This is a genomic window from Rheinheimera pleomorphica (assembly GCF_011634895.1).
Classification (GTDB): domain Bacteria; phylum Pseudomonadota; class Gammaproteobacteria; order Enterobacterales; family Alteromonadaceae; genus Alishewanella; species Alishewanella pleomorphica.
In genome coordinates this window covers 112,965-128,002 of record NZ_SIRR01000003.1, presented here as the reverse complement: position 1 = coordinate 128,002, position 15,038 = coordinate 112,965, and the positions used below count along the sequence as shown (strand labels likewise).

General features: G+C 52.8%; 14 protein-coding genes. 5 read left to right on the top strand and 9 right to left on the bottom strand.

Features of this window, described 5'->3' with window-relative positions; translation table 11 throughout:
- Window positions 1-25: 25 nt before the first annotated feature.
- On the bottom strand, window positions 26-2,446 hold the full coding sequence (locus EYB30_RS01730; RefSeq protein WP_166836400.1) for a TonB-dependent receptor: 2,421 nt from the start codon (window positions 2,444-2,446) through the stop codon (window positions 26-28).
- A 149-nt stretch (window positions 2,447-2,595) separates the two neighbouring features.
- Between EYB30_RS01730 and EYB30_RS01725 the strand changes: the two genes are divergently transcribed.
- The 3 genes from EYB30_RS01725 (at window position 2,596) to EYB30_RS01715 (ending at window position 5,593) form a co-directional block, all read left to right on the top strand.
- Window positions 2,596-3,510: a LysR family transcriptional regulator gene (locus EYB30_RS01725; RefSeq protein WP_166836398.1), complete on the top strand. Its 915-nt coding sequence runs from the start codon at window positions 2,596-2,598 to the stop codon at window positions 3,508-3,510.
- Between the two features lie 120 nt (window positions 3,511-3,630).
- The gene (locus EYB30_RS01720; RefSeq protein WP_166836396.1) at window positions 3,631-5,061 is read left to right on the top strand and encodes an aminotransferase; all 1,431 of its coding nucleotides are present in this window, start codon (window positions 3,631-3,633) and stop codon (window positions 5,059-5,061) included.
- A 10-nt stretch (window positions 5,062-5,071) separates the two neighbouring features.
- The gene (locus tag EYB30_RS01715) at window positions 5,072-5,593 is read left to right on the top strand and encodes an NlpC/P60 family protein (RefSeq protein ID WP_166836394.1); all 522 of its coding nucleotides are present in this window, start codon (window positions 5,072-5,074) and stop codon (window positions 5,591-5,593) included.
- A gap of 135 nt (window positions 5,594-5,728) precedes the next feature.
- Here the strand turns inward: EYB30_RS01715 and EYB30_RS01710 are convergent, their stop codons facing one another.
- Window positions 5,729-5,866: a hypothetical protein gene (locus tag EYB30_RS01710; protein WP_166836392.1), complete on the bottom strand. Its 138-nt coding sequence runs from the start codon at window positions 5,864-5,866 to the stop codon at window positions 5,729-5,731.
- A 197-nt stretch (window positions 5,867-6,063) separates the two neighbouring features.
- On the opposite strand from EYB30_RS01710, the gene EYB30_RS01705 reads away from it, so the two are divergent.
- Window positions 6,064-6,336 (top strand): DUF3297 family protein, encoded by a 273-nt coding sequence (locus EYB30_RS01705; protein ID WP_166836390.1) that lies wholly within the window; start codon window positions 6,064-6,066, stop codon window positions 6,334-6,336.
- Window positions 6,337-6,365: 29 nt separating this feature from the next.
- On the opposite strand, the gene EYB30_RS01700 is transcribed toward EYB30_RS01705, so the two are convergent.
- The 7 genes from EYB30_RS01700 to EYB30_RS01670 form a co-directional block, all read right to left on the bottom strand.
- Window positions 6,366-6,740, bottom strand: a complete 375-nt coding sequence (locus EYB30_RS01700; protein WP_166836388.1) for a type II toxin-antitoxin system PemK/MazF family toxin — start codon at window positions 6,738-6,740, stop codon at window positions 6,366-6,368.
- Window positions 6,740-7,006, bottom strand: coding sequence for an AbrB/MazE/SpoVT family DNA-binding domain-containing protein (locus EYB30_RS01695; RefSeq protein WP_166836385.1), 267 nt, complete (start codon window positions 7,004-7,006; stop codon window positions 6,740-6,742). The genes EYB30_RS01700 and EYB30_RS01695 overlap by 1 nt, the downstream gene beginning before the upstream one ends.
- A 62-nt stretch (window positions 7,007-7,068) precedes the next feature.
- On the bottom strand, window positions 7,069-8,970 hold the full coding sequence (locus EYB30_RS01690; RefSeq protein ID WP_166836382.1) for a M1 family metallopeptidase: 1,902 nt from the start codon (window positions 8,968-8,970) through the stop codon (window positions 7,069-7,071).
- A gap of 154 nt (window positions 8,971-9,124) precedes the next feature.
- Window positions 9,125-9,970: a helix-turn-helix transcriptional regulator gene (locus tag EYB30_RS01685; protein WP_166836379.1), complete on the bottom strand. Its 846-nt coding sequence runs from the start codon at window positions 9,968-9,970 to the stop codon at window positions 9,125-9,127.
- A gap of 3 nt (window positions 9,971-9,973) precedes the next feature.
- A complete protein-coding gene (gene speB / locus EYB30_RS01680; protein WP_166836376.1) occupies window positions 9,974-10,945 on the bottom strand; it encodes an agmatinase in 972 nt (323 codons plus the stop codon).
- Complete coding sequence (locus tag EYB30_RS01675; RefSeq protein WP_166836373.1) at window positions 10,942-12,381, bottom strand: aldehyde dehydrogenase family protein; 1,440 nt, start codon at window positions 12,379-12,381, stop codon at window positions 10,942-10,944. Before EYB30_RS01675 ends, speB begins: the two co-directional genes overlap by 4 nt.
- Window positions 12,365-13,282, bottom strand: coding sequence for a hypothetical protein (locus EYB30_RS01670; RefSeq protein WP_166836370.1), 918 nt, complete (start codon window positions 13,280-13,282; stop codon window positions 12,365-12,367). Before EYB30_RS01670 ends, EYB30_RS01675 begins: the two co-directional genes overlap by 17 nt.
- 220 nt (window positions 13,283-13,502) lie before the next feature.
- Here EYB30_RS01670 and EYB30_RS01665 point away from each other — a divergent pair, with 220 nt between their 5' ends.
- Window positions 13,503-14,936, top strand: coding sequence for an amidase (locus EYB30_RS01665; RefSeq protein WP_166836366.1), 1,434 nt, complete (start codon window positions 13,503-13,505; stop codon window positions 14,934-14,936).
- Window positions 14,937-15,038: the final 102 nt, after the last annotated feature.

Here is a 15,038-nt window from a genome sequence, read left to right as displayed (position 1 = left end):
CACTTTTACCTAGCCTACATCACTGTTAGTAGTATTTGTAGGAGAAATTAATACCAATAGTGCGTGGTGTCAGCGCTATAGTGCGCCGGCCCAGGACACCGCCATTTAAGTTGGATACGATGGCATCTTCATCGGTCAGGTTCTGTGCCCAAATCGCCACGTCCCAGTTATCTTTACCAAAGCCAAGGTTGGCACTAAAGGTGGTGTACGACGGGTATTCAAATACCGGTGATGTTGGGTCGTCCTGGCGGTCGTTCTGCACTTTGCTGACATAACGGCCGTTTAACGCGGCATAAGCCGTCATGCCGTTGTCAAAGTCGGTGTCATAACGTACACCAAAGTTGTGGCGCCATTTTGGCGAGCCGCCGAGCAAACCGCCCTTGCTCCAGGTACGGCATTCGTTATCCGCTTCAGCCACATCCTGATACACACATTTGGTTAGGGTTTCATCCCACTTACCCTCAGTAGTAGCAGTGGCATAGCTTAGCGTAATATTGTCGGTTAAATAGTAACGGCTGTTTAGCTCCCAGCCACGGGTTACCGCATCCGGGCCGTTGGTCGTGCCATTAACCGGAAAAATGCCGTCAATGGTTTGCGAGAAATAGGTTTGTACATTATTCCAGTTAATCTGGTAGACGTTAGTTTGCACATACCAGCCATCAGCCAGATACCCTTTTACACCCAGCTCCAGGTTATCGGTAGAATCCGGCTCGTAGTTTTGTACATCATCGGCTACCAGCTGGCCGCCTTCATCACGGAAGCCGTTAGTCCCGCCGCGACGGAAGCCCTGCGAATAGGTGAAATAGGCAAACACTTCATCACTGAATTTGTACGAGGCGTTAAATTTATAAAAGCTCTCGCCGTTTTCCTTATTGCTAAATTCACGGTTTGAATCGGTAGTGCCTAAATAGTCTTTAATCAGTGCCAGGCCGGTATCTTCATAATTAAACACCCGGGCGCCTACCGTGACATTAAACTTATCGGTGATGTCATAGCCAATTTCACCAAACAGCGCCAGCTCTTTGTATTTACTGCCTAAATCTTCCTCATAGCCCTGCCCCGGCACACCGCCAACCGCAGCGCGGTCAAAACCGAGCCAGCCGACCTCTGATGCAATAGCGTCCAGCTGTTCAAACCACTCGGAAAAACGGAAATTACGCTTTTGGTCAGTGTAATACACGCCGCCAATCCAGCTTAAGCGGCTGTCGGTGTCAGAGGTTAAGCGGGTTTCATGCGTCAGGCCTTTGTAAGTGTTATCAAAGGTCATATAGGCCGAGTCGTTGCCATCATCCAGCGCTAAACCCGGGATCCAGCCGTAATAAGCATCGCCCTGCGAGGCGTAATCGGCCTGGCCGACACTACTGTCTTTGTAATACGAAGTGGTGCTGTGCAGTTTCATGCCCGATAGCTGCCAGTCTAAGTCCAGCGTATCCATTGTCAGCTCGCGGTCAGCATATTCTTCAAACCGCGCCACTATAGTGTGGTCGTTATACTGAAACGGCGTCTCAAATGAGCTTAGATCACAGTCGGCGATGCCTTCACAGGCACGGTCAACCGGCAAGCGTGCTGCACCGTTAGTACCATGCGCCAGCTGATCTTGCTGAATGTGGCTAAAGGTCAGTTTTACATCATCACTTAGCTGCCACAACAGTGCCACCTTGCCGCCGGTAACATATTGGTAATCATCATCTTTATACAAGGTCTGATTCGGATTAGGGTCGCCGGGGAAACCTTCACCCTCTGCCAGCCAGCTGGGGTTGACCTGACGGTCGGTATAGCCTTTTTCATTCAGGTTAGCCAGAGAGGCACGCAGCGCCACCCGCTCGCCCAGTGGCACGTTTACCACGATATCGGTATCGTTACTGACACCGCCATTTTTGGTTTGATACAGGCTGGTATTAAAATCGAACTGGAAATCATCCAGCACCGGCTGATTGGTAATGTAACGGATGGTACCGCCCAGGCTACCGGCGCCGTAAAGAGTGCCCTGCGGGCCTAACAGGGTTTCAACCCGGTTAATGTCTTTAATGCGGTAGTTAATATTCGGCAGTGGCGTCGCATCCAGATAGTACGCCATAGTGGTGCGGATAAACTGCTGAATATTATTGGCATTTACGCCCGACACGTTTAAACCGCGCACCGATACAGAATCGGCAAAGCGGGCACTGTTCCCCGGCGCGCTAATCTCGACACTGTCGGCAATTAAATCTTTTAAGTTACCAATGCGCTTTTCCCGCAATTCCGCTTCGGTCATCGCACTGATATTCATCGGAATTTCCGATGCTAATTGCGGCCGGCCAGAAGCAGTGACGGTAATCACTTCTATCTGCTTTTCATCTTTAGCCTGTTCGCTGTCCGGCGCCTGTTGCTGTTGTGCCTGCACGGCGCCACTAAGTAATACTGCTGAAATTACCAGACTTAACCTGTGTTTAGTAAAAGGTAGCATGCAAAGTTTCCTTCCTGTTCCCGTTATTATTTTTAATTTACAAGTCTGGTAATCCTGCTAAATTGTTTGCTCAGAACTTGTACACTAGCATCAATAAAAGCTTTTTTATGCTAAGTACAGTTGCTAACCATCGGTTGAGGCGATACAAGATGCAATTATCCTTTGAACAGCTACAGGCATTTTTAACCACAGTCGAGACGGGCAGCTTCTCGGCGGCGGCACGTAAACTGGGTAAGGCACAATCGTCGATAAGTGGTCTGATCAGCAATCTTGAGATAGATGCCGGCTTTGAAGTGTTCGACCGCAGTAAACGCACGCCACCGCTGACGGCTGAAGGGCTGGCTTTGCTTAACGATATAAAGTCGGTACTGAAAAGCTATAACAATCTGTTAAGCCGCATTCAGAATTTGAACAAAGATGTCGAAACGGAAATCAGCCTGGCATTTGATGATTTAGCCTTGCCGGTGCCCCTTATGCTAAAAGTGGCCAACGAGTTTAAGCAGCACTTTGCCAATACCTCACTCATGCTGCTTAAAGCCAGCCATCAACAGGGGTATCAGCTGTTAAAACAGGGCAAAGTGGATATTGCGATTGCCATTAGCCAGGATGACTACCCGGAAAACGTGGCTTTTCGTGGTATTTCGCATGTGCATTACGGCACTGTGGTGAGTAGCCAGCATCCGTTGGCTCAGCTCAGCCAGGTCACGCCGTACGATTTATCGCAGCACCGGCATTTGCGTATTACCGATGCCGACAGCGGCTTTCGCCGCTTCGACTCAGACTTATCCAGCAATATCTGGTTTACCAACAGCTCTACCTTGCTGATTGATGCAGTAGCGGCGGGTTTAGGCTGGGCCGAACTGCCACTGCACTTAATTAAACCGCAGCTGCAAAGCGGCGAGCTGGTTAAATTGCCCACCAGCCATCAGGCGGTGTCGTTTCCGCATTGCGTCGATATGGTATGGCAAAGCGAAACGCCGGTGGGTCAGGGTATGCAGTGGCTGTTAAATGCGCTAACTGAACAAGGCATTGCTTTTAGCAAGCAAAGCGGCGCGCTAAGCTAGCATTTCAGCGGATCTATCACCCACAAACGGGGGTAAAGCCGCCCCCATCCGCCCGAACGGGGAATGGCTGCGCCAACGTCAACTGCTGTACAACCTGTGTTACTGAAACAGGAGTACTTTATGCACAAGCCTTTTGATACCGCCGAACTGACCCGGCTGGATAAACAACATTTTACTCACCCCTGGACCGTGTTTGATGTGTTTACTGAACAGGGCGCCTTACCAATAAGCTATGGCGAGGGCTGTTACATTGAAGATACTAACGGCCGCCGTTATCTGGATGCCGTAGGCGGCCTTTGGTGCACCAATATTGGCCTGGGCCGCACTGAAATGGCCGATGCTATTGCCGCCCAGTGCCGTCAGCTGGCCTTTGCCAACCCCTTTGTCGATATGACCAATGTACCGGCCACCCTACTGGCTGCCAAGCTGGCAGAGCTGGCACCGGGCGATTTAAACCATGTTATTTTTACCTGTGGCGGCTCTACCGCAGTAGATTCGTCTTACCGGTTGATCCAGTACTACCAGAACTGTCGCGGCAAACCAGAAAAGAAGCACATTATCTCGCGCAAGAACTCTTACCACGGCTCAACCTACCTGTCGATGTCGATTGGCGGCAAAGCCGGTGACCACCCGCCGGAGTTCGATTTTATCAGTGATACCATACACCACATCAGTTGCCCGAATTACTATCGCGCGCCGCAGGGCTTAACCGAAGCGCAGTATCTTCGCTTTTTACTTGATGAGCTGGAGCAAACTATCTTGCGCATAGGCCCGGATAAGGTAGCCGCCTTTTACGCCGAGCCGGTGTTGGGTGCCGGCGGCGTTATCGTGCCGCCGCAGGGTTATCATCAGGCTACGTTTGACATCTGCCGTAAGTACGATGTGCTGTATGTCTCCGATGAAGTGGTTACCGCCTTCGGCCGGCTTGGCCATTGGTTTGCCAGCAAAGAAGTATTTGATATTGAGCCGGACCTGATTATCAGCGCCAAGGGCTTAACCTCGGGCTATCAACCGCTGGGCGCCTGTATTTATTCAGATCGCATCCACAAGGTGATAAGTGAACCCGGCCATGGCCGCTGTTTTGCCCACGGTTTTACCTATTCCGGCCATCCGGTAGCCTGCGCCGCAGCGCTAAAGAACATCGAAATTATCCAGCGTGAACAGCTGCTAGAGCGCGTACAGCAGCTGGGACCCTATTTTCAGCAGCAGATGAAAACACTGGAAGATTTACCCATTGTTGGTCAGGTGCGCGGTATGCAACTGATGGTGTGTGTAGAGAATGTGCGCTGCAAAAAAACCAAGGCACTGTTCCCGGAAGAGCTGGATATTGGCAAACGTATCGCCGATCATGCCGAGACGTTGGGGCTGATTGTGCGGCCGATAGTGCATTTAAACGTGATGTCACCGCCGCTGACCATCAGTCGCTCACAAATTGATGATATCGTTGCGACGTTGCGCAAAGCGATTGAACTGACCATCGACGATCTTTATGCTGAGGGGCATTTAGTCCGCCAGCATGACCCGCTGCCAGCGAACAGCATCTGCGCTTAAGGAGAGCACTATGCGCCAAAGTCACTTATTTTCTGGCCTGTTACTGGGCTACTTATTACAACAAGGCTGCGCGGTAGCTGCTCCTGCCGATAAGATAATGCAGGCGGCCCTGCCCTGGCAAAATCAAACCTTCGAGCAGGGCAAAGCCGAGCAGTGCATGAACTGGACCCGCGAGGTGCTACAGCAAGCCTGCGGCGACAAATTTGCCAGCCTGCAAAGCCAACAACCGTGGGATTTAGCCCAGCTTGGGCCGGGTGATGCGCTAAAACCCGAGCATGCCGATTCACTCGCCGCCGATGAATTTGGCACTAAAATTACCCGTATTGATGCGCTGCAAGCAGGTGATTTAGTGTTTTTACAAAACACCTACGGCAACTGGAACCAGGGCGTCATCACCCATGTAGGTATCGCCACCGGCGATGGTAACTATATCCACCGTATGACTTCCAACCAAGGCTATGTGCGGATAGAGCCGATACCCCAGGCCGATTTTCAGGCCGGCCTGCGCTTAAAACCGGAGTTATGCCAGTAATATCAGCTAACCGGCGGCCCGACAGGTCGCCTGACATCTGCAACACGAAATAACCGCGTTCGCATGAATTTTTAGCAAAACACTACCAGACAAAACCATTTAACCGCTATAGCACGTATTTAAGCTTTATTACCGCTATTTCTGCTCTTGTTTATAGCGGTTTAACTGCGCCGCTCCCCAAAAGAACACCCCGGCGCCGATACCTGCAAAGAAAAAGAACAGTGCCAGACCAACCGGCGAGCCCCATGACAAAACCACTGTTAACTCGTGCATAATTTCCCTCTGTTGTTGCTGTTAATTTTAATTGCTGCTGGTAAGACTTTACCTTACGCAGCTTAATATCCACAGACAAGCGCTGTATAAAAGATCTTAATACACATTCAGTCGAACGCTTTGTTATCAGCACGCTTGAGCCCACTGCAGGCTTTGCCTACAATGGCGCACTTTCTAAAAAAATTAAGGCCCATGCCATGAACGATACCACGAAAGATACAGTAAACAACGAACAAGAGCGCCCGGCGTTACCGGATCGCCTGTCGGTTAACCCGCGCAGCCCGCATTATATGAAAGAGATTTTTCAGTACGATGTCGGTATTAAACTTAACGGTAAAGACCGTTTTGATGTAGAAGAGTACTGTATCAGCGAAGGTTGGGTAAAAGTAGCTGCGGCCAAAGCACTGGATCGCCGTGGCCAACCGCTATTAATGACATTAAAAGGTAAAGTAGAAGCCTTTTACCGCTAACAGCGGCTTTAATTGAACGGACGCCATCGTTACGCCTGGCCGTTCAGCAGCTTGTCTATCAGCCCATCGGCACCAATTAGCGGTAGTATACGCAGCAGCACGGCGTCCAGTACGCCCTGCTCTGCCTGAGCGATAAATTTAGCTTTTCTGTCCCGCCACGATAAGGTTTGGATCAGGCTGGCTGCGACCACTGACGGCTCGGCCAGATTGTTAAGTGCCACTTCGGTTTTAACCCCGCGTATGCTGGTGCTGATGGGGCTGCAGATCAGCAGGCCGGTTTGCTGGTTATACAGCTTACTGCTCAGCACCAAGGCTGGCCGGTACTTGCCAATTTCTTTGCCTTTAGTCGGTTCAAAATCCAGCCAGATAATATCGTTGCGCTGCGGCACATAACTGCCTGGCATTAGTACTCCAGCTCCGCTGAGCTGGGCGTAGCCAATAACTCCGCCTGAGCCGTATCAGCATTTAAACCCTGCAACAGCTCCGCCTCAGAAAACGGTAAACTGCGTTTAACTGGCTGCACTTTACGCACAGTAAAGCCATCGGCAAATACTTCCACTTCAATGTCGGTGTCCGGGGTAAAATGCGGGATATCGCGCATCAAACCGGCCACACGCAGCCCCAGGCCATTGCCCCAGCGCTGAATTTTTGCATTAACTTTATATGCCATGGCACTACCCCGACTGCTTACATTTTACACAGGCGTTAAGTGTACACTATGTATAAACAACGTCAATTCTGCTGATTGTTACTCAGGTCTGCATCGGCCAGCAGCTGTAGCTCTGTCCTTAACAGCTTAGCCGCCGGGCGCGGTATGCGAACACTGGTTTGCTGATTGTTTAACCGCCAGCTATCTACCGGCAAATGCCGCTCAACTTTGCTGCCATCGGCAAAGCTTAGCCTAAGCGTAAACGGCATCACTATGCCGCCGCGATTGTCGATACTAATAGTCAGCATGTCGCCCTGCTCGCTAATACCAGCCAGCGCTAAATCAACATGCTTATTGCTGTAAAACCAGCCGCGCCAGAACCAGTGTAAATCCAGCCCGGTTTTGGCATGAAAAAAGCGGATAATATCGGCAAAATTCGCCCTTTTACCGCGCCAGTGGCGGACAAAGTCGCGTAATGTTGCATCGAACAATTCAGGCCCGATAAGGTGCTGGCGTAAGATCACCCAGGCCACCGCCGGCACATGGTAGTGCGAGTCGAGCTTGGCGTTAAAATGGTCAGCCCGGCGCACCGGTGCGGCATAGCTGGCTTGGTACATTATCGCGCCAACCTCGCTTGGCTCGCCGTAAAAGCTTTGAAAATCCGTGCTCCAGCTTTGCTCCAGTAAATAAGACAAAAAGCTGACCATACCTTCATCAAAAAAGCCTTCCTGCCGCTCATCGGTATTGACCAGCATTGGGAAATAGCTGTGCGCCACTTCATGCATAATGCCGCCGAGCACATCATGTTTTTCGGTGCGGCTGTATGCCGGCGCCGGGCCATTAATTGCGGCATTTGGGCCGCGAAAGCCAACAAAGGTGATACCCGGATATTCCATGCCAATACCGGCAATATTTACCACGTTCATCACAGTAAACGGAAAATCACCGAAATACTGCGCTAATTGCTGCACAGAATGCCTGGTACTGGCCAGCGCATATTTATGCCACAGCCAGCGGCCGTTGTCCGGGTAGGCCACATTTAGCCTGTGCCAGCGCCCGTTCAGCTTAAGCTGCTGAGTCTGCCAAATTAGCTTGTTGCCGGCGGCAAAGGCCACGTCACGCACCTTGTTGGCGCTAAACTGCCAGCTTTTTTTGCCTGAACCCGCGCTGCTATTGCCAGCGTTAACCGCACTCTCAGGCAATATCAGCTGTGCACTGTCGTGTTGCTGCCAGGCCTGATACTGCGTTTTGCTTAACACTTCGGCGGCGTTTTGTAGCTCGCCGCTGGCCAATACGACATAATCATCCGGCACCCGGATATCAAACTGATAATCGCCCAGTTCAGTGGCAAATTCGGCATCTTTAATAAAAGGGCTAAGTGCCCAGCCGCTGTCGGTAAAGGCCACTGCACGCGGGAACCAGAGCGCTACGCCAAATAGCTTGCTGCCATCGCTGAAACGCTCTACACCGGCGCGCGGCCGACGCGGATCGCGGCGCTCAGGCAGCTGTAACTGCCAGCTAACCTTTAACTTAATGCTGTCACCGCCAGCCAGTGGCTTGGGCAGGCTTACACGGTAAAAGGTATCCTGACGTAACAGCGGCAACGGTTTTTTAGCGGCGAAAAATGCCATCTGAATAACGCCGGCACTAGCCATACCTTCACCATGCAGGGCGGTGCTAATACTGCCGGGCAAAAAGCGGTTTAGCGGCAGCTCAAACCAAAGCTCGGTTAAAGACTGTGGTGAGTTATTCTGGTACTGAATGTCGGCGCTGGCATTAAGCGTGGCTGTGTCTGGCATCAGCTCGGCCTGAATGCGGTAATTGACCTGCTGTTGCCAGTATTGTGCTGCAGGCACACCGATGCTACTGCTGCCTGTTGGTAACGGCAGCGGCAAAGGGGCAAACAGATCGGCCAGAGCAGAAAATGCAGTGCCAAGTGCAAGCATAGCACTGAGTAATAGCCGGTTTTTCGGTAAAACGCTCATATATACCTCTGGTGCAGTGCAATGGCCGAAGCCGGTTTGCTCACAGCAACACGCCGTAAATACATCCCTGTAGGCTCGATTCGCCCATCTAGGGCTGCAACGGTTGCTTTAGAGCAAACCGGCTTCTGCCTACCAAATATCGGCATTAGTTTATTTAGCCAGTACGCTTTAACTCTACTGCGGCCGCTACCGGCAGCAGCGGGTCGCGCAGCACTGGTGCTTCTGAGTTGGCCAGCAGTTCAATAAACAACGCCAGCAGCTCAGGGTGCGAGCTGATGCCCAGCTTGGCGTACAGGTTTTTGCGGTGCATTTTCACCGTTTCCAGCCCTAGTTTTAGCTGGCGGGCAATGGCTTTAACGCAATGCCCCTCCAGCATTAAATTCAGCACATCACGCTCACGTGTGGTGCACACTTCACTGCCAAAGCAGCGCTGAAAATCATCCACCAGATAACCGGTAGCGTAAGATCTTGGCTCGTCGGCATGACACAATTGCTGATGCTGCAGCACCAGCTGCTCGACCAGACAAAACAACGCCTGCCACTGCGCAATCACCTCCAGCCGGAACAACTCACTGCCGGCAATTTGTGCAAGTTCAATATGCACAAAGCCCTGATGTAAGCCAAGCGGAATAATAAAGCCAACTTCGTCCTGAATTTTCAGATGGCGAAAATAGCTGTTGTAGTACTGTTCAAACTCAGCGTAGTTTTCCGGCGCGATATCACTTAAGCGCCACACGCCTTTATGGCTGCCGCGTAAGCCAAGACGGTAAAACGGATCCAGCACATAGGCCGATTTTAAATACAGGTTAAAGTTATCACCGGGCAAGGGCGCGCGCTGATATAACAATTGCGGCGGCTGGGCCGGACGAAACAACAACACCACGCACTCATCGGCATGTTGCAACTGGCCCAGCAGCTGGCACAGCGCCGGGTAAAACCGCTCGCTGCCCTGGCTTTGCTGCACCCGCAGCAGCTGTTCGCTCCAGTTCGCCAGTTGCATTATTTAGCCGCCACCGGCTGTGCGATAGCTAACGCCGGGCAGCACACAAAGCATTTCATACACTAAGTTGGCCGCCAGCAGCGCCGTATTGCCCGTAGTGTCATAAGGCGGTGACACTTCAACCAGATCGCCACCGACCAGATTCAGGCCTTTAGTGCCACGGATAATCTGCAGTGCCTGCGGCACCGTTAAACCGGCAATTTCGACAGTACCGGTACCGGGCGCATAGGCCGGATCAATACCGTCGATATCAAACGAAATATAACACGGCGTATCGCCGATAGTCTGGCGCACCTGTGCCATTAACGGCTCAAGCGACTTGCCCCAACATTCTTCTGCAGTAACCACAGTAAAACCCTGCTGACGTGGCCAGTCAAAATCATCAGCTGCATAGCCGGTGCCGCGCAGGCCAATCTGAAACACCTTATCGCCCTGCAGCAAGCCCTCTTCCACTGCCCGGCGAAACGGCGTGCCATGAGCTATCGGCTCGCCAAACATATGCTCGTTAACATCGGCGTGGGCATCGACATGTACCAGCGCCAGCGGGCCATGTTGCGCCGCCAGCGCCCGTAATATCGGCAGCACTATGGTATGATCGCCACCCAGCGTCAGCGGCAACACGCCAGCTTCCGTAAGCTGGCGGTAGTGCTGCTCGATAATATTAATGCTTTTGCTCAGGTTAAAGGTGTTAATGGCCACATCACCCAGATCAGCAACTTGTAATGAATCAAAAGGCGCTGCCCGGGTAGCCATATTGTACGGGCGTAGCATACGTGACTCGTCACGAATTTGCCGCGGAGCGAGGCGGGCACCGGGCCGGTTAGAGGTGCCGATATCAAAGGGCACGCCAATAATGCCAACATCAATACCGCTAAGCTCTGTCGCCGTAGGCAGGCGCATAAAGGTTGCCGGCCCACCGAAGCGCGGCATCTCATTACCGCCAAGCGGTTGGTTTAACACCTTGCCCGAGTTCATGCTGTGCCCTCAGTCACAATGGCTTTTAGCTCCAGGTATTCTTCCACGCCTTTTAAGCCCAGCTCGCGGCCATTGCCGCTTTGTTTATAGCCACCAAAAGGCGCTGCGTTATGCCAGGGAGCGGCATTAATAAAGATAAGCCCGGCGCGGATACCCTCTGCCAGACGCTGTGCGGTAGCCGCATCATCTGCCCACACCCGGCCACTCAGACCAAACGGCGAGTCGTTGGCTATGCGCAGTGCCTCGGTTTCATCCTGATAAGGTAAAATGCACAGCACCGGGCCGAAAATTTCCTCGCGGGCGATTTGCATCTGATTATGTACATTGGCAAACACCGTCGGCCGCAGGTAGTAGCCGGCGCCAAGTTCAGGCACAGGTTCAGCGCCACCGGCCACCAGCTCTGCGCCCTCTGCCAGCCCCAGCTCAATATAACGCTGCACGCTCTGATACTGAGCACTGCTTATCAACGGGCCTAAAAATACCCCGTCCTGATGCGGTTCGCCCAGTGTCAGGCTGTTAGCATGGGCCGCGGCAATGGCAACCGCATCGGCATACTGGCTGTGATGCACCAGCATGCGGCTAAGCGCCGTGCAGGTTTGGCCGGAGTTGGCCATTACATCTTCTACCCCCAACTTTACCGCATCTGCTAAGCGTTGTGTCGGACTGATAATAAAGGCCGATTTACCGCCCAGCTCCAGACAGACCCGTTTAACCGTGCCGGCCGCCAGCTGCTGAATATGGCGGCCAATTTCGGTAGAGCCGGTAAAGGACACGCAATCGATATCGGCATGCGTTGATAAAATATCGCCAATCTGGCTGCCACTGCCCAGCACCAGATTAAACACACCGGCCGGCAAACCGGCGGCATCGGCGGCCATTGCCACACAAAGCGCCGTTTTTGGCGTTAGTTCAGCCGGTTTTAATACCACAGTACAGCCGGCTAATAACGCCGGTGCCAGCTTGGCAATAATCTGATGCAGCGGGTAATTCCACGGCGTAATCAGCGCACATACACCCACCGGCTCTTTACGCAGCTTTAAGCGGGCATCCAGCTGCAGCTGCTCGTTTTCCAAAACCCGGGCATAATGCAGATGTTTGGCAAAGGAGTCTAACGGGTCATCCACATGCACCTCACGGGCAAACCATAGTGGTGCACCCAATTCTGTCACCACGGCTTCGACCAGCTCGTCACGCCGCTGCTGCAATTGCTGAATAAAGGCTGCCAGGTACTCAGCACGCTGTACAAAACTGAGTGCAGCCCAGGCCGGGAAGGCATGGCTGGCCGCCGATACCGCGTCATTTACCAGGCCGGCGTCGGCACGGGCAACACAGGCATAGGCTTCACCACTGGCCGGGTTAACCAGCGTATGCCAGTCGGGCGCGACAATAGTGCGCCACTGGCCATTTACATAATGCGCATTAATGCGTTGTAACATAGCTAAGCTCCTCGCAGCGTTTCAGGCGGTAACCTTGCAGGCAGGCCCACTCGGTCATAGCGTCGGTGAGTGCGTCGAACAGCGGGGCTGCCCACTGCCGGCCGTTGTCAATACTGCCAGCCTGTTCAACAATATCGATAGCGCGGCTGACCTCCATAATACTGACCGTGGCGCCGTAACCGGCGGCGCGCTCAATCAGTGGATGCCAGGCAGCGGAGGAGCCTTCAATGTCAGAGTGGCCACCACGTACCCGGGCGCCCTGATTGCCCAGGCCAACCTGCTGATAAAACGCAGCGATATGACGCTGTATCAGTGCTTCCCACTCAGGATTGCGCGGGTTAGTGCCGGTGACCAGCATTTGCGCACCCGGTAGCGGGTTTTGCACATTGGGGTTATGCGCATCGGCGGTTAGCAGCACGGTTTGCACATGCGGGTTACCCTTGTGAATAGCGGCGATGTAATGCTCAAACGCCTGATAACCATCGAGGTTTTCGCCGTAGTACTGAATGCTGGGCGTCAACACGAAAAAGCCTTGCTGCCGTAAACGCCAGGCCATCTCCTGCTGGGTGATGTCATTCCACTGCTTGCCGACATTACGGCCATTAACCGCTGCGCCCGGCATCATCTTGCCTTCTGTCGTATATTGCTGCGGAATTATCGCAATAGGCGCTTTGGTATTTATCCGGATGGCAGCCACATCGGCCACAGTCCAGTTTTTACCGCTGTAGTTAAAACGCACCCGGTGCATACCCTCCCCCCGGTCAAACTGATAATCGGTGTCCTGCTCCAGTTGAATAAAGTCGGCGGCTGCCGTTTGCTCTGCCAGTGTCGGTTGTACAAACTTAAAGCCGCCACTGCAGGCGGTTAACAGGCTAATGAGCAATAACGAATAAGCTCGCATAAGGTGTCCTTTTTGCGCTGATGTCACCCGATGCTAGCAGCGGCCGTTGACACTGGCATGTTAGTAACTATCGGTTTACACGATATGTCAGGCGCAGACAAAAACCGGCTTGCTGGCGCTTAAGCCCGGCCGCATCCATAGCGTAAACCGATGGTTATTCATTTTCTGCGCGCTTCTGCTGTGCGCACAATGGCGTATTATTTCTTGCCGGAGTTTGCCCTTGAGCCCACTTTATCTGCCTCTGACCGAGCAATTGCGCCAGTTTCATAGCGGCCAGTTATCGCCGGTGACGTTAATGCAGCAAAGTCTTCTGCGTATTGCCCGGCACAACCCGGCGCTAAATGCGTTTAACTTTGTGTTTGCCGATACGGCACTGGCACAGGCGGAGCTGGCTGCAAAGGCCTATCGTGAGGGTACAGCCGGGCCACTTTGTGGCTTGCCGCTGGCGATTAAAGATGAAACCTATATCAAGGGGCAAATCACCACCAATGGCTCACGCTGTCTGGCAGATTTTGTTGCCAAAGAAACCGATCCGGCGGCGCAGCGCTTGCTGGATGCCGGTGCTATAGTGCTTGGCCGTACCACTACACCGGAGTTTTCCACCTCAGCGGTTACCTGGTCAGATTTATGGGGGGTTAGCCGCAACCCATGGAATGCTGATATCACCTGTGGTGGCTCGTCCGGCGGTTCAGCCATTGCGGTGGCCAGTGGCATGGCCAGCTTTGCCAATGCCACTGATATTGGTGGCTCGGTGCGTATTCCGGCGGCGTTTTGTGGCCTGTATGGCTATAAACCACCACATGGCCGGGTCGCTGAAATCAGCCCTTACAACATCGATTTATATTGTCATCACAGTATCTTAACCCGCAGCCTGGCTGACTTACGCTATGTTTACCCCTTGCTGCGCGGTACCGACTGGCGCGACTCTCATTCGTTTGTTCCGGATACCAACCCGGATTTAGCCCCGCGCAAACCGGTTAAGCAGCTAAAAATCGCTGTCTGTGCGCATTTAGGTTTTTACCCGCTGGCAAGTGATATTAAACGCGAATTGCTGCGAAGCGCCGACGCGTTACGCGCACAGGGCTTGCAGGTGGACGAGGTAGAGCTTGACTGGGATGAGCGCGTAATAGACACCGCCAAAATTCAGCAACGCGCGCTGATGGGTTTATTGCTAAGGCGACAGTTTGGTAAGCCAGAGCAGCGCGCGATGATGACACCCTATATGCAGCAGTATCTGGCGCAGGTAGATAGTTTAACGCCGGAGCAAATGCTGGATGCCAATTTATACCTGTGCCAGATGTGGGATGCGCTGGCCAGAGTGTTTAAACACTATGATCTGTTGCTGTGCCCGACCGTCGCCACCAGCGATATCCGGCCAGACTTTGACTACAGCCAGCATCAGGTTAGCGTAGAGGGTAAAACAGTCGATGCCAATAAAGGCTGGTTTATGACCTACCCGTTTAACAGCTTAAGCCAGTGCCCGGTGTTGGCCATGCCCAACGGTTTCTGCGACAACGGCGTACCAAGCTCGGTGCAGATTGTCGGTCAGCCGTATCAGGAAGGTGATGTATTTGCCGTGGCACAGCTGTTGGCCGATACTGTCGCCAGCGGTTTTTACCAAAAGGTGTTGCCGCCACTGGCTGAACCGGTTTAACGGCAAGCCCGGCATTATCGCCGGGCTACCGAAATTGGTCGCATCCGACTAGACTATTACAAAATTAGCAAGCAACATGAATAAATTATTTCTGCAGTGGTG